Raw genomic sequence first — 21,179 nt, 5'->3', positions numbered from 1 at the left:
GGCTTGAAGGGTGCCGCCTTGCGCCCTCGGCAGCACCGCTTTAACCTCGCGCCTTTCCACTGCCCGACGCCTGCCGCATGCATCGCCTGTCCGCTCTGCTCCGCGCTGCCGCCCTCTGCAGCTGCCTGTTCACCTTCCCTGTCGTCGCCCAGGATTCCGGGCCGCCCGATGCGCAACAGGTCCAGCAGAGCCTGGACGGTCTGGCCGCGCGCAAGCTGCCCGCTGCCGAGCAGGCCGCCGCCCAGGATAGCCTGCAGCAGACGCTGAAGCTGCTCGACCAGCGCGACCAGTACGTCAAGCAGCTGGCCGACCTGCGCCAGCAATTGGCCCAGGCGCCGCAGCAGACCAAGGATGCCCAGCGCCAGCTCGCCCGGCTGCGCGCCGAACCGGTCAAGCCGGCCGAGCAGCGCTACGCCGGGGCCACGCCCCAGGCCCTGGAGCAGCGCCTGAGCGAGACCAGTCTGGCGCTCAACAGCGTGCAGGACGACCTCAACGCAGCCAACAGCCTGGTGATTAACGCCCAGACCCGCCCCGAGCGCGCCCAGGTGGACATCGCCAACCTGCAGACTCGGCTGCAGCAGATCGCCGATCTGCTCAAGAGCGGTCGCGAGAACAACAAGCCCCTGACCAGCGAGCGACGCAACCAGTTGCTCGCCGAGCAGGCCGCCGACACCGCCCAGATTCAGTTGCTGCGCCAGGAGCTGGCTGGCAACAGCGTGCTGCAGGACCTGGGCGCCATCCGCCGCGAACTCTTCACCGAACAGGTCAAGCGCTACGAACAGGAAACCCTGGACCTACAGACGCTGATCAGCGGCAAGCGCCGCCAGCAATCGGAGAAGACCCTGGCCGAGGCCTCGCGGGAGTCGGAGAAGACCGCCGGCGATGATGTCCTGTCCCAGGAGACCGGCCTCAATCTGCAGCTGTCCGACTACCTGCTGCGCGCCACCGACCGTCTCAACGACCTCAATCGGCGCAACCTCGAGGCCCGCCAGCAGCTGGATCAGCTCAAGCAGACCAGCGAAACCATGGAGCAGCAGATCGGCGTGCTCAAGGGCAGCGTGCTGCTCTCCAAGCTGCTCTACCAGCAGCGCGCCGCCCTGCCGTCGGTCAAGTTGAACAAGGACCTCACCGACGACATCGCCGACTTGCGCCTCTATCAGTTCGAGCTGAACCAGCAGCGTGCCCAGATCGCCAATCCCGACAGCTACGTCAGCAACCTGCTGGCCCAGCAGCCGCCGGAAAAGGTCACGCCCCAGTTGCGGCAGCAACTGCTCGACCTGCTCAAGACCCGCAGCGAATTGCAGGAGCGCCTGAATACCGAGCTCAATGCCCTGCTCAGCGAATCCATCGACCTACAGCTCAACCAGCGCCAGTTGCAAAGCACCATCACCAATCTGCGCGGCACCCTCGACGAGCAGATGTTCTGGATTCCCAGCAACAAGCCGCTGGATTGGAACTGGGTCAAGACCGCCCCGCTCAAGCTGATGCAACAACTGCGGGACGTGCCCTGGGGCTCCAGCCTGCACGAACTCTATGTGGGCCTGGCCGAGCGGCCCCTGCTGCTGCTGCCCCTGGTACTGGCCTTCGCCACCCTGATCTGGCAGCGCCCGCGGCTCTATGCCCGCGTGCGCAAGCTCAATCGGGACATCGGTCACTACCAGCGCGATAGCCAGCTGCACACGCCCCAGGCCATCCTGCTCACCGTCCTGCTCGGCCTGCCGGCGAGCCTGGTGCTCTGGTTGGGCGGTGTCGCCCTGGAGGGTGACGAACGCGGAGTCAACGCCGCCATCGGCGCGGCCCTGCTGGAGATCGCCGCCGGCTGGCTGGTGTTCTATACGGTGTATCGCCTGCTGGCTTCCGGCGGCGTGGCCGAGACCCACTTCCGCTGGGCTCGCCCCCAGGCCCAGTCCCTGCGCCGCCTGGTACGCCGCGTGGGCCTGCTGGCACTGGCGCTGATGGCGGTGGTGGCCATTGCCGAACGCCAGCTGGCGGGGCTCGCCGACGACGTCCTGGGCATCCTCATCGTACTGGTGGCCTACGCCAGCCTGGCCTGGATGCTGGGTCGCTCGCTGCTCAACGCCAGCGCCCGAGAGCGCCTGCCGTTCTTCCGCCTGCTGCTCGGTCTGATGATCACCGCCATCCCGGCCGTGCTGTTCTTCGCCGTGCTGTTCGGCTACTACTACACCGCACTCAAGCTCACCGATCGGCTGGTGGACACCCTCTATGTGCTGATGGCCTGGATCATCCTGGAAGCCACCCTGACCCGCGGCCTGAGCGTGGCCGCGCGGCGCCTGGCCTACCAGCGCGCCCTGCAGAAGCGCCAGGCGCAGCAGGAAGACGCCGAGGGCGTCGAGGTGGTGCAGGAGCCGACCCTGGACATGGAGCAGGTCAACCAGCAGTCCTCGCGCCTGCTGCGCCTGAGTCTGCTGCTGGCCTTCCTCGGCGTGCTCTACCTGGTCTGGGCCGACGTGGTGGCGGTGTTCTCCTACCTGGACAACGTCACCCTCTACCAGTACACCAGCGGCACCGGCGCCACCGCCACCGAGGTGCCCCTGACCCTGCGGGTGTTCATCATCGCCCTGGTCATCGCCGGCCTCACCGTCGCCCTGGCGCGCAACCTGCCCGGCCTGCTGGAGGTGCTGGTGCTGTCGCGCCTCAATCTGGCCCAGGGCAGCGCCTACGCCACCACCACCCTGCTCTCCTACGTCATCGTCGGGGTCGGTGTCGTCACCACCCTGGCGACCCTCGGGGTGAGCTGGGACAAGCTGCAGTGGCTGGCCACCGCGCTCTCCGTCGGCCTGGGTTTCGGTCTGCAGGAGATCTTCGGTAACTTCATCTCCGGCCTGATCATCCTCTTCGAGCGCCCGGTGCGCGTGGGCGACCTCATCACCATCGGCAACGTGACCGGCACGGTGAACAAGATCCGCATTCGCGCCACCCACATCACCGACGCTGACCGCAAGTCGGTGGTGGTGCCCAACAAGACCTTCGTCACCAGCCAGCTGATCAACTGGACGCTGACCGATACCGTCACCCGCATCGTGCTGACCTTCGGCATCAACCGCGGCAGTGACCTGGCCGAGGCGCAACGGCTGATCATGCAGGCGGTGAAGGAGAACTCGCGGGTGCTGCACGACCCGGAGCCCTCGCTGTACATCATCCACTACGGCGCCAGCACCCTGGACCACGAACTGCGCATCTATGTGCGCGAACTGGGCGACCGTAGCGCCGCCACCGACGAGCTGATCCGGCGCATCGACCAGCTGCTACGCGACGCGGGCATCAACCTGCTATCGACGCCGCAGATGGAGATCACCCTGAAGAATCGTCACGGCGCAGAGAAACAACTGGGCAAAAAGTCTTTCCTACCTGAAGGGGATGCCCAGCAGGAAGCCGAGGATCCCAAGCCAACCAAGGCCTGACGGCCACTAGGAGCCTGTCCATAATCTGCTGCGCGTCGGCCAAACGGCGTTGAAAAGGCCCTGGAAGGCCAGCCCCGTCGGAATGCTCATTTACCCTGCGTAAACTCCGCTTCCTCAGGCCTCTTCGCCTTGTTTGGCTCTAGCTCGCGAGATTATGAACAGGCTCTACAGCCCCTGGGATACCCATGAAACAGCTGCTCGACCTGACCTTCGACAACAGATTCGCCCGCCTGGGCGATGACTTCTCCACCCACATCGAGCCCCGGCCGCTGGACGATCCGCGGCTGGTGGTCGCCTCGCCGGCGGCCCTGGCGCTGCTGGACCTGGACCCGGCGGTGGCCGAGATGCCCGAATTCACCCAGGTGTTCGCCGGTGCCCAGCTGTGGGACAGCGCCGAGCCCCGGGCGATGGTCTATTCCGGTCACCAATTCGGCTCTTACAATCCACGCCTGGGCGATGGCCGTGGCCTGCTGCTGGGCGAGGTAGTGAATGACCGCGGCGAGCACTGGGACCTGCACCTCAAGGGCGCCGGCCTCACGCCCTTCTCACGCATGGGCGACGGCCGCGCGGTGCTGCGCTCCTCCATCCGCGAGTTTCTTGCCTCCGAGGCCCTGCATGCCCTGGGCGTCCCGACCACGCGTGCTGGCTGCGTGATCGGCTCCTCGACCCAGGTGGTCCGCGAGCGGCTGGAAACCGGCGCCACCCTGCTGCGCCTGGCGCCCAGCCACGTACGCTTCGGCCATTTCGAATATTTCTACTACACCCGCCAGCACGAGCAGCTGCAGCGCCTGGGCGAGCACGTACTGGCGGCGCACTTCCCACACCTGCGGGGGCAGGCGCAACCTTGGGCGGCGCTGTTCCGCGAGGTGGTGGAGCGTACCGCCGCGCTGATCGCCCACTGGCAGGCCTATGGCTTCTGCCACGGGGTAATGAACACCGACAACTTCTCCATCCTGGGCCTGACCTTCGACTTCGGCCCCTATGCCTTCCTCGATGACTTCGACGCCCAGATCATCTGCAACCACTCCGATCACACGGGCCGCTACTCCTACAGCAACCAGGTGCCCATCGCCCACTGGAACCTGGCGGCCCTCGCCCAGGCGCTGACGCCCCAGGTGACGGTGGCGGAGCTGCAGCAGAGCATCGCCCTCTTCCTGCCGCTGTATCAGGCCCACTACCTGGACCTGATGCGCCGCCGACTGGGCCTGCAGGAAGCACGGGAAGACGATCAGGAGCTGGTCGAGCGGCTGCTCGCGCTGATGCAGCAGGGCGGCGTGGACTATTCGCTGTTCTTCCGCCACCTGGGCGAAGAGGAACCCGGCGCCGCGCTCGCCCGGGTGCGGGAGGACTTCATCGATCTGCACGGCTTCGATGCCTGGAGCCAGGCCTATCGCACTCGCCTGGACGCCGAAGGTGGCTCGGCGGCGGAACGGACCGCGCGCATGAATGCGGTCAATCCGCTCTATATCCTGCGCAACTACCTGGCACAGCAAGCCATCGAGCAGGCCGAAGCGGGTGACTACAGCGAAGTGCGGCTGCTGCACGAGGTGCTGTCACGCCCCTTCGAGGCCCAGCCCGGGCGGGAACGCTTCGCCCAACGGCCGCCGGACTGGGGCAAGCATCTGGAGATCAGTTGCTCCTCTTGAGCCCAAGCGGCGGCGCTCGGAACTTAGGCGCCGTCGACCTGGAAGACGTGCCTGAGATAGTGCAGGAAATCCGGCTCGCCCCCCTGGGACTTGCCTGGGGCGTCGGAAATCTTGGCCACCGGCTGGCCGTTGCAGCGACTCATCTTGAGCACCATGTTCATCGGCTGCACCCCGGGGATGTCGCAGGTGAAGTGAGTGCCTATGCCGAAGCTGACGTTGATCCGCTCGCGCAGGGCACGGAACAGGGCGAGCGCCTTTTCCAGATTCAGTGAATCGGAGAACACCAGGGTCTTGGTCAGGGGATCTATGCCAAGTTGCTGGTAATGGGCGATAGCTTTCTCCGCCCACTGCAGCGGATCGCCGCTGTCGTGGCGCAGGCCGTCGAAGAGCTTGGCGAAGTAGAGATCGAAATCGCGCAGGAAGGCGTCCATGGTGATGGTATCGGTCAGGGCGATACCCAGCTGGCCGCGATACTCCCGCACCCAGCAGTCGAGCGCGGCGATCTGGCTGTCGATCAGTCGCGGTCCCAACTGCTGGTGGGCCATCAGCCACTCGTGGGCCATGGTACCCAGGGGCGCAACACCCAGCTCCCAGGCCAGATGCACGTTGCTGGTACCGACGAAGCGACCGGGGAAGTCGTCCCTCAGGCTGCGCACCACCATTTCCTGCACGCCATAGGAGAAACGCCGCCGGGTGCCGAAGTCGGCCATCTTGAATTCGGCCAGCTCGTCGGCACCCGCCTCTCGGGCCAGCCAGTCGAACTTGCGATAGAGCTGATCCCGGGCCACCTGCAGCGGCAGCTCGGCATGCCGGTGGCGATTGCGCACCTCGCTGATCAGCGCCAGGATCGGCACCTCGAAGAGGATGAGATGCAGCCAGGGACCCTTAAGGGTCAGGGTGAAGCGACCCTCTTCCTCGCCGAGGAACACATAGGATGGATTGAAGCGAAACAGCCGCAGGAAGCGGATGAAGTCGGGGGTGATGAAGGGGATGCGCTCGAGAAAGGCCAGTTGGCTGTCGCTGATAGCGACGTCGGCGAGGGCGTCGATTTCCGCCTGGATGGCCTGATGATAGGGCCGCAGGTCTTCGTCGTTACGGCAACGGAAGGCCCACTCGACTTCCGCATTGGGATAGTTATGCAGGACGGCCTGCATCATGGTGAGCTTGTAGAAATCGGTATCCAGCAGACTTTGCACTGCCCGCTCGGAAAAACTATCGGCCATCATTGGCTGGACTCGGCAGCTATGGATCGATCGACAGCATGCCGAACTTGCCTGACGAGTGAAAGGACCTTGGCGCCCGCGTGGGTCAGCGGTTGTGGGTTTGGGTCATGCCGAAGAGGAACAGCAGCAGGTCATGGCTGCCGGTGTTGGAGGTGCTCAGACTGCGGGCGACGGGGGTCTGGCAGTAGCCGAGCCCTTCGCTGCCGACCACTCCCGCTGCGGGTCGTAGCCAGCTGGCATAGGCCAGGGTGGTAACGCCACAGAAGGCCGCGATCAACAAACCTCGAGTAATTTGTGAAGTCATGGCTCCAACCCTCTGATTTTCCGCCCCAACGCCTGTTGATAAACGTAAATCAGAGTTCGCCATTGCGCAGCGTTCCACGACGAATGGCGGCGTAATTGCAGCATATCCCGACGGGCGGCCGTCTCCAACGACAACCGCTGCCGACATTTCTCCAGATCCAGCAGAGCGATGGCGAATTCCTTGCCTTCGGCGCCCTGACGTTCGGCGACGAAAATGTGCTTGGGATAGAGGCAACCGTGCTGCCAGCGGTGCCGGTGCATCCGCGCGAGGACTTCACCCAGGCTGGCCAGGAAGCGCTCATGTTCCGCCTCGCTGAGTTGGCTGCCGCCGCCCTCCGCGTACCAGTGATCGAGATCCTGGTAGCCGTCCAAGGCGGCGCTGACCAACAGCGCGCGCCAGCCGCCCGCGGCATGTTGCGCATCGCAGAACAGCAACTCGGGGACCTGAATACCGAGATCGCGGAAAGCGAGCAGCGCATCGCGCTCGCGCAAGGCGGTGGGTCGCCCCAGGGGATGACGCAGGCTGCGATAGAGGTGGCCGACCTGGCGCTTGACGTAGGCCAGGGTACCGTCGGGCAGGCGCAGGCGCTGGACGCCACTCTCGCCACCGCGTCGCACGTTGGGCGCTTCCACCCAGTCGCCAGCGGTATTCCACCACTGATCGAAACGCCCTTCTCCCCGCGTCACGGCTCCCATCGACTACCTCTCTCTTATTCTCTAACGACTTCAGCTGGCCTTGCGCAGGACATAGACCCGCCACATGGCGTAGCCCGGCAAGAAGTCCAGGGCCCGATCGACCACGAAACCGGCCTGGGCGACTTCCGCCTCGAACTGCGCACGCTCGACGATGAATCTGTTCTGATAACCACCGCGGTCGCGACCCTGGGCCTCGCGCCGGCGCTCCAGCGCCTTGCGCCGCCAGGCCTTGAAGTTGCCATCGACCCACAGCGAGAGGATGACGCTGTCACGGGTCACCCGGTGAAACTCCTGCAGTAGCGCCAGGCGGTCCGCCGACTCGCCCACGTGGTGCAACAACCGCATACAGAAAATGCAATCTACAGAATTGTCGGACAAGTCGATAGCGAAAGCCGACGTCTGCAGCGTCCGCACCCGGGCTACCACATCCGCCGGCTGCTGTGCGCAGGCGGTGGCCAGCATGTTTTCCGAGTAGTCGGCCCCGATGATCACTCGATTGCGCTTCTCCGCCAAAAGCGGCCAGAAACGACCGGCACCGCTGGGCAGGTCCAGCACCAGATTGGGCTGGCCGGCGATGCTCAGAGCCTGCCGCGCCAGTTGCTGGTCGCGCCAGTTGGACAGCCGCCGGGCCAGCCCGTCCTGATGCTTCAGGTAGTACTGGCGAGCGTGGTCAGCGTCGTATTTTTGCGAAAAAGGCAGATCGATGGGCGCTTTCACGAGGGCGGCTCCTGGAAGTAGGAAGATGTCGCTACCCTAGCCAGGAGCCTGTCAAACGCCGGTCAAGCGATTGTGAAAATTCTGTAATGCTAGCCTGTTACCCTTTCGTGCCCCAGATCTATCTCGAAGCGACAACCGCCGGTCGAACTCTCCCCCAGCGCCACGCTCCAGCCTTGTAGCTGGCAGATCCGCCGTACCAGCGACAGTCCCAGGCCGAGCCCTTCCCCGCGTCCCTCGGCGCCCCGCACGAAGGGTTGGAACATGGCTTCCCGCTGTTCCTCGGGAATACCCACGCCACTGTCCTCCACCACGAAACCGTGGGCACCGACCTGCAGAGCGATGTAGCCGCTCTCGGTGTAGTGCAGGGCATTGCGCAGCAAGTTGCTCATCACCGAGCGTAGAAAGGGCTCGTGCCATAGATAGGTATCCGCCTCGGGCGCCACGCTGAGGCGCCAGTGCAGGCCCTTGGCTTCCACCGCCGCGCGCCATTCGCCGGTCTGCCGCCGCGCCACCGCGGCCAGGGACGCCCGTGGCGCCTGGCCATCGCCGTCGCCCTGGTTGCGGGCCAGCGCCAGGAAGGTCTGTACCAGCTCCTGCATCTCCCGCGCGGCACGGGTCATGCGCTCCAGCGGTCCCTGCGCCCGGGGCGGCAGGTCGGGCGTGGCGGCCAGCAGCTCGCAGGAGGAATTGATGACCATCAAGGGGGTACGCAACTCATGGCTGACGTCGCTGGTGAACAACCGCTCCCGCGCCAGGGCGGCACGCAGGCGGTCGAAGGCGTCGTCGAAGGCGCCCGCCAGTTCGCCCACCTCGTCCTTGGCATAGTCAGGCGCCAGCGGCGGGGTGACATCGAGGATCTGGTCGCGGCGGCGGACCTGGCGCGCCAGCCGCACCACCGGGGCGATCACCCGCCGCGCCAGGGCCCAGCCCAGCAGCCAAGCCAGGGCCACGCTGATCAGGAAGCCACCCAGTACCACCTTGTAGAGCAGCCGTTCCCGCGCTTCGAAATCGCTCTGGTTCTGCAGCAGAACGAAGTGATTGCCCTCGATCTCGGCCACATAGGCATAGAAGTACTGCCGGTCCTCCTCTACCTCGCTGAAACCCTCGGGCAGGTCGCGCAGGTGCTCGGGCAACTGCGCCACCTCGGCCAGGGGCACGTAGTACAGCCGCATGTCGGGGTCCAGCACCGGTTGCCCACCCCGGCGCATGTCGCGCTGCACCATGCGCTCCAGCTCGTTGCGCAGGTCGGTGGAGATCAGCCGCTCTTCCACGGTGTGCACCACCGCGACGATACCCAGGGAAAACACCCCGCCGACCAGGAACGTCATCAGCACGAAGGCGATGACGATCCGCCGCGACAGGCTCAGGTGGTATTCCATGCTCAATCCTGCTCGACCAGCTTGTAGCCCACGCCGTGGATGGTGCGCAGCAGCGGCTGCGCGAAGGGTTTGTCGATGATCTGCCGCAACTGGTGGACATGGCTGCGCAGGCTGTCGCTGTCGGGATAGTCTTCACCCCAGACCGCCTCTTCCAGCACCTCGCGCCGCACCACATGGGGTGACTTCTGCATCAGCAGAGCGAGAATCTTCAGGCCGATGGGGTTGAGCTTGAGCGACTTGCCGGCCCGGTTCACCTCCAGGGTATCGAGGTCGTAACTGAGGTCCGCCACCTGCAGTTGGCGACGTCCACCGCCCTTGGTGCGGCGCATCACCGCCTCGACCCGCGCCGCCAGTTCGGACAGGGCGAAGGGCTTCACCAGGTAGTCGTCGGCGCCGGAGCGAAAGCCTTCCAGGCGATCGTCGAGCTGGTCACGGGCGGTGAGCATGATCACCGGGGTGTCGCGCCGGGCATCCTGGCGCAGGCGCTGGCACAGGGTGTAGCCATCGATGCCAGGCAGCATGATGTCGAGGATCAGCAGGTCGTAGTGCTCGGTCGCCGCGAGGTGCAGACCCGAGAGCCCATCCTGGGCGCAGTCCACGCTGTAGCCCTTCAGGCTCAGGTAGTCCAGCAGATTGCTGAGGATGTCTTTGTTGTCTTCTACCACCAGGATACGCATGTCGCTGACCTCTTCCACGGACCGCCCAGGCAATCCGCCTTGTGCTATTCGGCACCCAGCCTAATCGCCCTGGCCGACCGCGACCAGCGCAGCGGCCACAGATCAGCGTTTGCGAAAACCATCCGATGCGATCTTGGTGCAGTACCAGTCTGAGGGCCGTCCGTTAACTGCACAGAACTGACGGCCATAAAAAACCCCGGTGTCCGCAAGGATCACCGGGGTTGGGGCTCGGCCGTGCGGCCGGAGCGACTCTTACATCATGCCGCCCATGCCGCCCATGCCACCCATGTCGGGCATGGCCGGGGCTGCGTCGTCTTTCGGCAGCTCAGCCACGATGGCTTCGGTGGTGATCAGCAGACCGGCGATGGACGAAGCGGCCTGCAGCGCGCTGCGGGTCACCTTGGCCGGGTCGATGATGCCGAATTCCAGCATGTCGCCGTATTCGCCGGTAGCGGCGTTGTAGCCGTAGTTGCCGCTGCCTTGCTTGACCTTGTCCAGCACGACGGAGGCTTCGTCACCGGCGTTGGTCACGATCTGGCGCAGGGGCGCTTCGACGGCGCGACGCAGGATGTTGATACCGGCGTTCTGCTCTTCGTTGATGCCTTTCAGATCCTTCAGCGCTTCCAGGGCACGCACCAGGGCGACACCGCCGCCAGGCACCACGCCTTCTTCCACGGCAGCGCGGGTGGCGTGCAGGGCGTCTTCAACGCGGGCTTTCTTCTCTTTCATCTCGACTTCGGTGGCAGCGCCAACCTTGATCACGGCAACACCGCCAGCCAGCTTGGCCAGACGCTCTTGCAGCTTCTCTTTGTCGTAGTCGGAAGAGGTTTCTTCGACCTGGGCACGGATCTGCTTGATACGGGCCTGGATGTCGGCTTCGACGCCAGCGCCGTCGATGACGGTGGTGTTTTCCTTGTTCAGGACCACACGCTTGGCTTGACCCAGGTGCTCCAGGGTGGTGCTTTCCAGGCTCAGGCCGACTTCTTCGGAGATGACGGTACCGCCGGTCAGGATGGCGATGTCCTGCAGCATGGCCTTGCGACGATCACCGAAGCCGGGCGCCTTGACGGCGGCGACCTTGACGATACCGCGCATGTTGTTGACCACCAGGGTAGCCAGGGCTTCGCCTTCGACGTCTTCAGCGACGATCAGCAGCGGACGACCGGCCTTGGCGACAGCTTCCAGCACCGGCAGCAGTTCGCGGATGTTGGAGATCTTCTTGTCGACCAGCAGCAGCAGCGGGCTGTCCAGCTCGGCGGACATGGTGTCGGGCTTGTTGATGAAGTAGGGCGACAGGTAGCCACGGTCGAACTGCATGCCTTCGACGACGGACAGTTCGTTTTCCAGGCCCGAGCCTTCTTCGACGGTGATGACGCCTTCTTTACCGACTTTCTCCATGGCTTCGGCGATGATGTTGCCGATGCTGTCGTCGGAGTTGGCGGAGATGGTGCCTACCTGGGCGATGGCCTTGCTGTCGGCGCAGGGCTTGGACAGGTTCTTCAGTTCGGCGACGACGGCAGCGGTGGCCTTGTCGATGCCGCGCTTGAGGTCCATCGGGTTCAGGCCGGCGGCCACGGACTTCAGGCCTTCGGTGACGATGGCCTGGGCCAGCACGGTGGCGGTAGTGGTGCCGTCACCGGCCGCATCGTTGGCCTTGGAGGCCACGTCTTTCACCAGCTGGGCGCCGATGTTCTCGATCTTGTCCTTGAGTTCGATCTCCTTGGCGACGGAAACGCCGTCCTTGGTGATCAGGGGAGCACCGAAGCTACGCTCCAGAACCACGTTGCGGCCTTTCGGGCCCAGGGTGGCCTTGACGGCGTCGGCCAGGGTGTTGACACCGGTCAGCAGTTTCTTGCGCGCGGAGTCACCGAATTTGACGTCTTTTGCAGCCATGTTCTGTTTCCTCTAAGAAATTCGAAAAGTGAGCGGGGATCAGCCTTCGATGACGGCCAGGATTTCGGACTCGGCCATGACCAGCAGTTCTTCACCATCGACCTTGATGGCGTTGCTGCCGGAATAGGGACCGAAAACCACTTTGTCACCCACTTTTACTGCCGGGGCACGGACATCGCCGTTGTCCAGCACGCGTCCAGTGCCTACGGCAACCACTTCACCGCGGTTCGGCTTCTCGGCAGCCGAGCCCGGCAGCACGATGCCGCCAGCGGATTTGGTCTCTTCTTCGCTGCGACGGATCACAACGCGATCATGCAGAGGACGAAGCGCCATTGTCGTATCTCCCAAAGTTCTAAGTGTTTCCAGCGCCGATGACTGCATCGGCAGTTTGTTTTTACCGGCTGCGCCGGGTGCGGCCCGCCCGAGACGGATCGCGAAACCTGCTCGCCTTGCGGCGACAACCTTGCGGTGTCCGCTACATGAGGTTGTCGCCAGGCATTTCAAGGGTGGCCAGGAAAATTTTTAGCGCTTTTCCTCGTCGCGATGGATGACCTCACCCTCGATCACCTCGGGGCGATGGGGCGTAGCGGAGCCCGGACCGGGCTGGTAGCCCTGGGCCCCGGGCGCCCGCCGGGTCACCCGGCCCAACACAGCGCCGAGCAGCGCCTTGCGGGTGACGGGCAGCAGGCAGATCAGCGCCAGGAAATCGCTGATGAAGCCGGGGAAGATCAGCAAGGCACCGGCGATGGCCAGGGTCAGACCCTGGACCACTTCCTGCTCGGGCATCTGCCCCTGGGCCAGGCGCATGCGAATGCGCCAGAGGGTGGTGAAACCGGCGATGCGCAGCAGGGCGACGCCGATGAGGAAGCTCAGCAGCAACAGGGCGAAGGTGGCGAGCACGCCGATTTCGCTGCCGATCTTGATGAGTACGGCCAGTTCCACAAAGGGGAACAGCAAGAAGAGTAAGGCGGTCACGCGCATCTCGGATCCTTCACGGTAGAAACCGGTTGAAAGACAGCAGATGGAGGCGAACACGCCGATTTCAAGGTTGTCGCCGAGCGGCCGGCAGAAACGACAAGGCCGCGAAAGTCGCGGCCTTGAGGGTATTGCGGGCGGTCAGGGAAACATCGGGTTACCAGGAGACACCGACACCGGCGGTGTACTCGGTCTGGTTGACGTTGCCCTCGGCGCCACTGGTCAGTTCCTTGGACGCCTTGAGGTTCAGGGACGCCCAGTTGGTGACCTTGTATCTCAACCCGATGTCGCCATCGAAGGTCAGGTCGGCGGTGTTGTCCAGCGGCCGGCCGAGTTCGCCGGTGGTGAAGAACTGGATGGTCTGACCGTAGAGATAACGGTTGTAGTCCCACTTCATGCTCGCCGAGAGGAAGTCGCTGGAACCTCCATCGCGGTACTCGTAGCGGTTCTGGTTGAGCAGGCCGGTGAGCGAGAAGGCGCCCAGTTCGTTGTCCCAGAACTGGTAACCCGGACCGGTACCGACGATACGCTGCTTGGCCAGATCCTGGATCCAGTCGCGCTTGTATTCGGCGCGGCCCTGCCAGAAGAATTTCTCGTCGAAGAAGCGATCCAGGGCGTATTGCAGATCGTACTTGCTGGTCGACACCACGTCGTCGGCTTCGTAGCGGTCATAGCTGCCGTTGGCATTGTGCCGCCACATGCCGTGCCGAGCCTGGGTCTTGAAGTCGATATCGTACTTTTCGCTGTCCTGGGACGAGCTGATGTAATCCAGGCCGGCGTCGATGTTGCCCTTCCAGGCGAAGTCACGCAGGAAGGGGCGCGGCGGCACGATCTGGGTGATGCTCGCCAGCGGTACGGTCTGCTGGCCGTCCGCGGTATTGACCACCACCTGGCCGTCGTCGGCCGGCTTGAGGCTTTCCACCGGGAAATCGGGTTCGTACTTGCCGCGCTGGACGATCACGGGCTGGTCACGTTGCAGGGTCTTGATCTTGTCCCAAGACAGCGGAATGTTGCCGCCGTACTCGGTCTGCAGCAGCAGCTTCTTGCTGTCGAGCAGCTTGATGGTTCCGGTCAGGCGGTCGCCGTTCTTGAGCCAGACGGTGTCAGCGTGGGCGAAGGACACGAGCGACAGCAGCGCGAGTGAGGTAAGGAATCGAAAACGCATGGGCACCAGGACACCTTGGGTGGACTTGGGTGGAAAGGTAACGAAACGAGCGGGTGGCGATTATCCGGGTAGCAGGACCTGGCGCAACAGCTGCTGGGTAAAAGTTGCGCAAGTTTTCGGAAATACCGGCTCAACGGCGGAGAGAATTGCCAGAAAGCGGACAGCTGACACGTTTCATTCCCACCGTAACCAAACTTTTCGGCACACTGGCACTCTGTCCACGGCATCGAGGCATCATGTGCGACTCCGCTGTTTCGGATCCCCGCCGCCAAGCGGTCTTCCAGGCCCTGGCCGCCATCCCCGCCGGGCGCGTGGTGAGCTACGGCCAACTGGCGGCGCTCGCTGGCCTGGGGCGTGGCGCGCGCTGGGTGGGCTGGGTGCTGGGACGACTGCCTGCGGGCAGCAACCTGCCCTGGCACCGGGTGATCGCCGCGGATGGCCGGCCGAGCCTGCCCCTGGACAGCCCAGCGGGGCGGGAGCAGCGCGAGCGGCTGCGCGCCGAGGGCGTGATGCTGTACGAGGACCGGGTAGACATGCGTCGGTACCGGTGGAATCCAGCTGAGGGTGTCGAGTAGAGTGCGCGTTTTTTCCGAGCCCAAGGGCATGTTTGCACGTTTCTGGCGTGAAGCCGTCACCACCTACAAGTCCAGGGCCTGTCTGGCCATGCTGTTGCTGGGCTTCGCTGCCGGACTGCCGGCCATGCTGGTGTTCTCCACCCTCTCGGTGTGGCTGCGCGAGGCGGGGGTGAGTCGCGAGACCATTGGCTACGCCAGCTGGATCGGCCTGGCCTATGCCTTCAAATGGGTCTGGTCGCCTATGCTCGACCTCTGGAAGCTGCCGCTAATCGGCAAGCTCGGCCGTCGGCGCTCCTGGCTGGTGCTGTCGCAGATCCTGGTGGGTCTGGGCCTGATCGGCATGGCGCTGTGCAATCCGCAGCAGCACCTGGAACAGTTGATCGCCCTTGCCGTGCTGGTGGCCTTCGCCTCGGCCACCCAGGACATCGCGGTGGACGCCTATCGCCTGGAGATCGCCGACGACGAGCGCCAGGCCGCCCTGGCCGCCTGCTACATGACCGGTTATCGCATCGCCGCCCTGCTGGCCAGCGCCGGAGCCCTGTTCCTTGCCGAGGAGCTTGGCTCGTCCAAGCTGGACTACAGCCAGAGCGCCTGGGCCACCACCTATATGTTGTTCGCCCTGCTGGTCCTGCCGGGCCTGGTGACCAGTCTGATGATCCGCGAGCCGGTGCCGGTGGCACCCATGGCCATGGCGGAATCGCGCTTCGGCTTCAACCACCAGCTGGTGGCGGTCGCCCTGCTGCTGGTGATGCTGATTTCCATCCCCGCCGCCATCAACGCCATCATCGCCCACGCCTGGCCGCGGGCACTGCTCTACGGGCTGTTCATCCTCGGCTGCCTGTCGCCCTGGGGGCGCTACTGCGCCAAGCCGCTGAGCGACCTGCTACGCCGCATGCGCGAACCTCTGCGCCTGCGCGATGCGGTCAACGCCGAGGAATTGCCGCGCTTCGACTTCGTGCACCAGATGGTCTCGGTGATCCTGCTGATCGTGCTCATCGTCGCCGTCACCGGCGGCCTCTCGGCGCTGGCCGGCGGCTACTGGCCACGCGGCCTGATGTACGCCCTGATCGCCTGGCTCTGCCTCACCGCACCCGGCCGCCGGCTGATGGCGCCGGTGCTGACACCCATCACCGAATTCATCCAGCGCTACCAATGGCAGGCGCTGCTGCTGCTCGGGCTGATCTCCACCTATCGCCTGTCGGACACGGTGATGGGAGTGATGGCCAGCGTCTTCTATATCGATGTGGGCTACAGCAAGGAAACCATCGCCGGGGTGAGCAAGATCTTCGGGGTGTTCATGACCCTGCTGGGCGCCGGCCTGGGCGGGGTGCTGATCACCCGGGCGGGCATCCTGCCGATCCTCTTCCTCGGTGGCGCCGCTTCGGCCCTGACCAATCTGCTATTCGTGGTGATCGCCGCCTCCGGCGCCAACGTGCCGCTGCTGATCGCCACCATCTGCGCCGACAACATCAGTGGCGGCATGGCCACCTCGGCCTTCGTCGCCTACCTGTCGAGCCTGACCAACCTGAGGTTCTCGGCCACCCAGTACGCAATGCTCAGCTCGCTGATGCTGCTGCTGCCGCGGCTGCTGGGCGGTTACTCCGGCGCCCTGGTGGAGCACGTCGGCTACAGCTCCTTCTTCTCGCTGACGGCACTGATGGGTATCCCCACCCTGTTGCTGATCGCGGTGCTCTGGCTGCGCCAGCGGCGCACCCCACTGGCGAGCGACTCCGCCAGCGGCAGCAACTGAGGCGGCCGGTAGCCGCCCCAGCCTCCCTTAGGCGTCGCCGCCTGCCGCCGCCGCGGCGCGTTCGTCACCCTTGTCGTCGAGCACCTTGACCACCCGACTGGGCAGGGCGATGTCGATGCCCTCGGCGCGCAGCCGGTCGCGGATCTGCTCGTTGAAGGTGAACTGGGTGCCCCAGAAATCGCTGTTGGCAGTCCAGCAGCGCAGGGACACGGTGATGAAAGTCTCGCCCAGCCCCGCTACCACGATGGCCGGCGCCGGGGTGTCCAGCACCCGCGGGTCCTTGGCCATGTCGGCCAGCACCTGCTTGGCCTTCTGCAGATCGGCGTCGTAGCCGACCTTGACGTCGAAGACGATCTGCCGGGTGGCCTGCCGCGACTGGTTGGTGATGATGCCGTTGGACAGGTTGCCGTTGGGGATGGTGACGGTCTTGTTGTCGCCGGTGCGCAGCACGGTGTGGAAGATCTGGATGGAATCCACGGTGCCCTGCACGCCCTGGGCCTCGATGTAGTCGCCGATCTTGAACGGACGGAACAGCAGGATCAGCACCCCGCCGGCGAAGTTGGCCAGGCTCCCCTGCAGCGACAGACCGATGGCCAGACTGGCGGCGCCGAGGGCGGCGACGAAGGAGGTAGTGGCGATGCCTATCATGGAGGCGACGCTGATCACCAGCATCACCTTGAGGCCGATGTTGACCAGGGTCACCACAAAGGTTTCCAGGGCCTGATCCATGTGCCGGGCAGTGAACAGCGCGGCCAGGCGCCCGGTCAGGCGATTGATGACCCACCAGCCGATCCACAGGGTGATCAGGGCCAGGACCACGTTGCCGCAATATTGCAGGATGACCGGTAGCCAGGCGGTGAACGCCGTCAGCAGGTGATCGGTCTGGGCACTAAAATCCATCGTCTACCTCTCCACGCACAGGAAAAAATCAGGCGTGGCGCCAGGGCCACGCCTTACCTGCGACGGACGGTAGCTCCAGAGGTTCCGAAATCCGCCTCAGTCGCGGAAGTTGTCGAACTGCAGCGGCATACCCAGGGACTGGGTGCGCAGCAGGGCGATGACTTCCTGGAGTTCGTCGCGCTTCTTGCCGGTGACGCGCACCTGTTCGCCCTGGATGGCGGCCTGCACCTTGATCTTGCTGTCCTTGATCAGGGCGACGATCTTCTTCGCCAGCTCCTTGTCGATGCCCTCGCGCAGGGTCGTCTCCTGCTTCACGGTCTTGCCGGAGGCGTAGGCGTCCTTGACCTCAAGGCACTGGACGTCGATCTTGCGCTTGGCCAGATTGACCTTGAGGATCTCCAGCATCTGTTCGAGCTGGAAGTCGGCCTCGGCGGTCAGGGTCACGCTGAGGTCCTTGACTTCGAAGCTGCCCTTGCCGCGCAGGTCGTAGCGGCGGTCGAGCTCCTTGACGGCGTTGTCCACGGCGTTGGTGACTTCGTGCTTGTCCAGCTCCGATACCACGTCGAAGGAAGGCATGGGTTTTCTCCTGGGTTGCGATGGGGCAGCCTTGACGCTGCAGCCTGACCGACCATTATAACGACTGGCCCTCTTCCTCAGGAATCCGACCATGCGCAAGGAATCGACGTTGGAGTCACACTCGTGAGCTGGCACGTGCTGGGCGCCGGCAGTCTGGGCGGTCTGTGGGCGGCGCGGCTGTTCCGCGGCGGCGAGCCGGTGCGGCTGATCCTGCGCGATCGCACGCGCCTGGCGCAGTACCGCGCCGGCGGCGGGCTGCGCCTTACCGAGGGCGATACCACCAGCCTCTATCCCCTGCCGGCCGAGGCGCCCGAGGCCGGCAATTCGATCCGCCGGCTGATTCTGGCCTGCAAGAGCTACGACGCCGAGGAGGCCATCGCCAGCGTCGCCGCGCGCCTGGAACCCGACGCCGAGATCCTGCTCTTGCAGAACGGCCTTGGCAGCCAGGATGCCGTCGCGGCACGGGTACCCCGGGCGCGCTGCCTGAGGGCCAGCACTACCGAAGGCGCCTTTCGCGAAACCGACTTCCACGTGGTGGCGGCCGGCGCCGGTCAGACCTGGATCGGCGACCAGCTTGGCACCCAAGCCCCGCCGCCCTGGCTGGATACCCTCACCGCCCTGGGTTTCACCCTGCGCTGGACGGACGACATCGACGCCCGCCTGTGGCGCAAGCTGGCGATCAACTGCGCCATCAATCCGCTGACCGTGCTGCATCGCTGTCGCAACGGCGAACTGCGCCAGCATGCCAGCGAGGTCGCCGACCTGTGCAGCGAGCTGGCGGCGCTGCTGGAGGCCATGGGTCTGGCGCCTGCGGCCCAGGGGCTGCAGCAGGAAGTCGAGGCGGTGATCACCGCCACCGCCAATAACAGATCCTCGATGCTGCAGGACGTCGAGCGCGGCCAGCGCACCGAGGTGAGCTACCTGCTCGGCCATGCTCTGCCCATCGCCCAGCGCCTGCGCCTGCCGGTGCCGCAACTGGAGGCCCTGCACCAGCGCCTGCGGGCGCGCTTGGAGGAGCGTGGATTGCCCGTGGACTAGTGTGGTGTTCTAGAAGTTGACTACACAATTTTGGCGGCGCTTTTTCGGCTGGAGCTGCGTTGCCACTCCTCGCCATAGCCCTGCTATGACTCGTCGCCGCGCCTTGCCCCAACCAAAAAATCACTCGCCAATTCTTGCGCGAACTTCTAGAACACCACCCTGGCGGGCTACCCTGCCCGTCCCCTCGCTGGAACGGCTGCCTCATGATCCTCGCCAAACGCCTGAAGAATCTCCCGGTCGGCCGCAAGTTGCTGGCCGCCCTGCTGGTGATGATGGTCGCGGTGCTGGTGGTGGCCAACGTGACCTTCATCAGCGCCGCCTACTGGATCTCCCAGGAAAGCGTGGCGCCCCAGGCGTTGCAGACCCTCGGCCGGCTGTTCGCCAGCCCGGTGCTGAGCCGCGAGGTGCTGGCCTCGCCGGCGGCGGCCCAGGCACAGTTGCAGCAACTGGACGGCTATGCACCGCTGCGTCTGGCGGTGGTCTACGACAGCCAGGGTCAGCGCCTGGCGGAGCTGCACAACGGCGATCGCCTGAAGGTCCCCGAGCGTTTCGAAGACTTGCAGACCTGGCGCCTGCGCGAATTCCGCACCAACCTGCTGGTAGAGCTGCCGCGCCCCGAAGGCCCGCCCGGCCATCTGCTGCTGGTGGCCAGCAGCGAGCTGCCCGGGGCCTTCTACCGCGGCACCCTGACCGCCAGCTTGGCCATCCTCACCTTCAGTATCCTGCTCTGGCTGGTGGTGGCGCGGCAGATCAAGCGACTGATCACCCTGCCGATTCGCGAGCTGGAAGAACTCTCGCGCCAGGTGACCCGCGAGGAAAACTATTCGCTGCGCGCCAGCAAGGGCAGCGAGGACGAACTGGGGCGCCTGGCGGAATCCTTCAACACCATGCTCGGCCGAATCCAGGGCCGCGAGCAGCAGCTCAAGCGCGCCCGCGACGATGCCCAGTACGCCGTGCTGCAAGCCCAGAGCCTGGCCGAGGAAACCCGTCGTTCCAACCGCAAGCTGGAGCTGGAGGTGCAGGTCCGCGGCAAGATCGAGAAGAAGCTCACCGGCTTCCAGAACTACCTCAACAGCATAATCGACTCCATGCCCTCGGCGCTGATCGCCGTGGACGAGCAGTTCTACGTCACCCAGTGGAACCAGGAGGCCACCCACCTTTCCGGCACCCAGTTGGACGAGGCCCTGAACCAGCCGGTGTTCCTCGCCTTCCCCTCGCTCAAGCCCTTCCTGCCGCAACTCAGCCGCACCGCCGAACTGCTGCGGGTGGAAAAGGTGGAGCGGGTGACCTGGGCGCTGACCGATACCCCGCGCCACTACACCCTCACCTTCTACCCGCTGATGGGCGGCGCCGGCCGCGGCGTGGTGATTCGCATCGACGACATCACCCAGCGACTGAACATGGAAGAGATGATGGTGCAGTCGGAAAAGATGCTCTCGGTGGGCGGGCTCGCCGCCGGCATGGCCCACGAGATCAACAATCCCCTGGGCGCCATCCTGCACAACGTGCAGAACATCCGCCGCCGACTGTCGCCGGAGTTGCCGAAGAATCTGGAGCAGGCCGCCGAATCGGGCGTGGAGCTCAACGCGGTGAACTGCTACCTGGAAAGCCGGCAGATCCCCCGCCTGCTCGACGGCATCCACCAAGCCGGCAGCCGTGCGGCCAAGATCGTCAGCCACATGCTCGCCTTCAGCCGCCGCAGCCATCGCAAGATGGAGGCCAGCGAACTGCCGCCGCTGATCGACCAGGCCATCGAGATCGCCGGCAACGACTTCGACCTGGCCGAGGGCTTCGACTTCCGCACCCTGTCCATCATTCGTGAATTCGATCCGAGCCTGGGTCCGGTGCCAGTGATCGCCAACGAGCTGGAGCAGGTGCTGCTCAACCTGCTGAAGAACGCCGCCCAGGCCATCCACCTGCGCGATGACGAGGAGGAAGGCGAATACGGCCGCATCACCCTGCGTACCAAGTTGCGCGGCGGCTGGGCGGAGATCCAGGTGGAAGACAACGGCATCGGCATCCCCGAGGACATCTGCAAGCGCATCTTCGAGCCCTTCTTCACCACCAAGGAAGTAGGCCAGGGCACCGGTCTGGGCCTGTCGGTGTCGTATTTCATCATCACCAACAACCACAAGGGGCAGATGGAGGTGCACTCCACGCCCGGCGTAGGGACCTGCTTCACCCTGCGCCTGCCCCTCGTTCAGGCCGACGTCGAATCGACCTAACCCCAACAGGAGCCGCGCC

18 protein-coding genes are annotated in these 21,179 nt (G+C 64.9%); 6 read left to right on the top strand and 12 right to left on the bottom strand.

Features of this window, described 5'->3' with window-relative positions:
- Positions 1 to 77: 77 nt before the first annotated feature.
- The gene (mscK, locus tag QZ471_RS19035; RefSeq protein WP_295466677.1) at positions 78 to 3,422 is read left to right on the top strand and encodes a mechanosensitive channel MscK; all 3,345 of its coding nucleotides are present in this window, start codon (positions 78 to 80) and stop codon (positions 3,420 to 3,422) included.
- A 185-nt stretch (positions 3,423 to 3,607) separates the two neighbouring features.
- Positions 3,608 to 5,068, top strand: coding sequence for a protein adenylyltransferase SelO (selO, locus tag QZ471_RS19030; protein WP_295466675.1), 1,461 nt, complete (start codon positions 3,608 to 3,610; stop codon positions 5,066 to 5,068).
- 23 nt (positions 5,069 to 5,091) lie between these two features.
- Here selO and pncB read toward each other — a convergent pair whose 3' ends face one another.
- The 10 genes from pncB to QZ471_RS18980 form a co-directional block, all read right to left on the bottom strand.
- A complete protein-coding gene (pncB, locus tag QZ471_RS19025; RefSeq protein WP_295466673.1) occupies positions 5,092 to 6,294 on the bottom strand; it encodes a nicotinate phosphoribosyltransferase in 1,203 nt (400 codons plus the stop codon).
- A gap of 82 nt (positions 6,295 to 6,376) precedes the next feature.
- On the bottom strand, positions 6,377 to 6,595 hold the full coding sequence (locus tag QZ471_RS19020; protein WP_295466671.1) for a hypothetical protein: 219 nt from the start codon (positions 6,593 to 6,595) through the stop codon (positions 6,377 to 6,379).
- Entirely contained in the window at positions 6,592 to 7,290 is a 699-nt protein-coding gene (locus QZ471_RS19015; protein ID WP_295466669.1) for a lipopolysaccharide kinase InaA family protein, read from the bottom strand. Before QZ471_RS19015 ends, QZ471_RS19020 begins: the two co-directional genes overlap by 4 nt.
- A gap of 30 nt (positions 7,291 to 7,320) precedes the next feature.
- Entirely contained in the window at positions 7,321 to 8,007 is a 687-nt protein-coding gene (locus QZ471_RS19010; protein ID WP_295466667.1) for a class I SAM-dependent methyltransferase, read from the bottom strand.
- A gap of 89 nt (positions 8,008 to 8,096) precedes the next feature.
- Positions 8,097 to 9,386 carry a HAMP domain-containing sensor histidine kinase gene (locus tag QZ471_RS19005; RefSeq protein ID WP_295466665.1) on the bottom strand — a complete coding sequence of 430 codons (1,290 nt, stop codon included), beginning with the start codon at positions 9,384 to 9,386 and terminating at the stop codon, positions 8,097 to 8,099.
- Positions 9,387 to 9,388: 2 nt separating this feature from the next.
- Positions 9,389 to 10,063 carry a response regulator transcription factor gene (locus QZ471_RS19000; protein ID WP_295466663.1) on the bottom strand — a complete coding sequence of 225 codons (675 nt, stop codon included), beginning with the start codon at positions 10,061 to 10,063 and terminating at the stop codon, positions 9,389 to 9,391.
- Between the two features lie 252 nt (positions 10,064 to 10,315).
- Positions 10,316 to 11,956: a chaperonin GroEL gene (groL, locus tag QZ471_RS18995; RefSeq protein WP_058763484.1), complete on the bottom strand. Its 1,641-nt coding sequence runs from the start codon at positions 11,954 to 11,956 to the stop codon at positions 10,316 to 10,318.
- Between the two features lie 39 nt (positions 11,957 to 11,995).
- The gene (locus QZ471_RS18990; protein WP_007161933.1) at positions 11,996 to 12,289 is read right to left on the bottom strand and encodes a co-chaperone GroES; all 294 of its coding nucleotides are present in this window, start codon (positions 12,287 to 12,289) and stop codon (positions 11,996 to 11,998) included.
- Between the two features lie 189 nt (positions 12,290 to 12,478).
- Entirely contained in the window at positions 12,479 to 12,937 is a 459-nt protein-coding gene (locus QZ471_RS18985) for an FxsA family protein (RefSeq protein ID WP_295466658.1), read from the bottom strand.
- 151 nt (positions 12,938 to 13,088) lie between these two features.
- Positions 13,089 to 14,096 carry a DUF481 domain-containing protein gene (locus QZ471_RS18980; protein ID WP_295466656.1) on the bottom strand — a complete coding sequence of 336 codons (1,008 nt, stop codon included), beginning with the start codon at positions 14,094 to 14,096 and terminating at the stop codon, positions 13,089 to 13,091.
- Between the two features lie 236 nt (positions 14,097 to 14,332).
- Here QZ471_RS18980 and QZ471_RS18975 point away from each other — a divergent pair, with 236 nt between their 5' ends.
- Positions 14,333 to 14,671, top strand: a complete 339-nt coding sequence (locus tag QZ471_RS18975; protein ID WP_295466654.1) for an MGMT family protein — start codon at positions 14,333 to 14,335, stop codon at positions 14,669 to 14,671.
- A gap of 28 nt (positions 14,672 to 14,699) precedes the next feature.
- Complete coding sequence (locus tag QZ471_RS18970; RefSeq protein WP_295466652.1) at positions 14,700 to 16,421, top strand: AmpG family muropeptide MFS transporter; 1,722 nt, start codon at positions 14,700 to 14,702, stop codon at positions 16,419 to 16,421.
- A 27-nt stretch (positions 16,422 to 16,448) separates the two neighbouring features.
- Here the strand turns inward: QZ471_RS18970 and QZ471_RS18965 are convergent, their stop codons facing one another.
- Both QZ471_RS18965 and QZ471_RS18960 read right to left on the bottom strand, forming a co-directional pair.
- The gene (locus QZ471_RS18965; RefSeq protein ID WP_295466651.1) at positions 16,449 to 17,321 is read right to left on the bottom strand and encodes a mechanosensitive ion channel family protein; all 873 of its coding nucleotides are present in this window, start codon (positions 17,319 to 17,321) and stop codon (positions 16,449 to 16,451) included.
- Positions 17,322 to 17,417: 96 nt separating this feature from the next.
- Positions 17,418 to 17,897 carry a YajQ family cyclic di-GMP-binding protein gene (locus QZ471_RS18960; RefSeq protein WP_059225930.1) on the bottom strand — a complete coding sequence of 160 codons (480 nt, stop codon included), beginning with the start codon at positions 17,895 to 17,897 and terminating at the stop codon, positions 17,418 to 17,420.
- Positions 17,898 to 18,020: 123 nt separating this feature from the next.
- Here QZ471_RS18960 and QZ471_RS18955 point away from each other — a divergent pair, with 123 nt between their 5' ends.
- Positions 18,021 to 18,935 (top strand): putative 2-dehydropantoate 2-reductase, encoded by a 915-nt coding sequence (locus QZ471_RS18955; protein WP_295466650.1) that lies wholly within the window; start codon positions 18,021 to 18,023, stop codon positions 18,933 to 18,935.
- 203 nt (positions 18,936 to 19,138) lie between these two features.
- Entirely contained in the window at positions 19,139 to 21,160 is a 2,022-nt protein-coding gene (locus QZ471_RS18950; RefSeq protein ID WP_295466648.1) for an ATP-binding protein, read from the top strand.
- Positions 21,161 to 21,179 lie beyond the last annotated feature (19 nt).

It is taken from the genome of uncultured Pseudomonas sp. (genome assembly GCF_913774235.1).
Taxonomy (GTDB): Bacteria; Pseudomonadota; Gammaproteobacteria; order Pseudomonadales; family Pseudomonadaceae; genus Chryseomonas.
This window is presented reverse-complemented; position numbering and strand designations above follow the sequence as displayed.

Coding starts and splice junctions, on each gene's coding strand:
- QZ471_RS19020 (WP_295466671.1), bottom strand. CDS start 6,595: ATGACTTCACAAATTACTCGAGGTTTGTTGATCGCGGCCTTCTGTGGC.
- selO (WP_295466675.1), top strand. CDS start 3,608: ATGAAACAGCTGCTCGACCTGACCTTCGACAACAGATTCGCCCGCCTG.
- QZ471_RS18975 (WP_295466654.1), top strand. CDS start 14,333: ATGTGCGACTCCGCTGTTTCGGATCCCCGCCGCCAAGCGGTCTTCCAG.
- QZ471_RS18985 (WP_295466658.1), bottom strand. CDS start 12,937: ATGCGCGTGACCGCCTTACTCTTCTTGCTGTTCCCCTTTGTGGAACTG.
- QZ471_RS19000 (WP_295466663.1), bottom strand. CDS start 10,063: ATGCGTATCCTGGTGGTAGAAGACAACAAAGACATCCTCAGCAATCTG.
- groL (WP_058763484.1), bottom strand. CDS start 11,956: ATGGCTGCAAAAGACGTCAAATTCGGTGACTCCGCGCGCAAGAAACTG.
- QZ471_RS18965 (WP_295466651.1), bottom strand. CDS start 17,321: ATGGATTTTAGTGCCCAGACCGATCACCTGCTGACGGCGTTCACCGCC.
- QZ471_RS18980 (WP_295466656.1), bottom strand. CDS start 14,096: ATGCGTTTTCGATTCCTTACCTCACTCGCGCTGCTGTCGCTCGTGTCC.
- pncB (WP_295466673.1), bottom strand. CDS start 6,294: ATGATGGCCGATAGTTTTTCCGAGCGGGCAGTGCAAAGTCTGCTGGAT.
- QZ471_RS19015 (WP_295466669.1), bottom strand. CDS start 7,290: ATGGGAGCCGTGACGCGGGGAGAAGGGCGTTTCGATCAGTGGTGGAAT.
- QZ471_RS18960 (WP_059225930.1), bottom strand. CDS start 17,897: ATGCCTTCCTTCGACGTGGTATCGGAGCTGGACAAGCACGAAGTCACC.
- mscK (WP_295466677.1), top strand. CDS start 78: ATGCATCGCCTGTCCGCTCTGCTCCGCGCTGCCGCCCTCTGCAGCTGC.
- QZ471_RS18990 (WP_007161933.1), bottom strand. CDS start 12,289: ATGGCGCTTCGTCCTCTGCATGATCGCGTTGTGATCCGTCGCAGCGAA.
- QZ471_RS19005 (WP_295466665.1), bottom strand. CDS start 9,386: ATGGAATACCACCTGAGCCTGTCGCGGCGGATCGTCATCGCCTTCGTG.
- QZ471_RS18970 (WP_295466652.1), top strand. CDS start 14,700: ATGTTTGCACGTTTCTGGCGTGAAGCCGTCACCACCTACAAGTCCAGG.
- QZ471_RS18950 (WP_295466648.1), top strand. CDS start 19,139: ATGATCCTCGCCAAACGCCTGAAGAATCTCCCGGTCGGCCGCAAGTTG.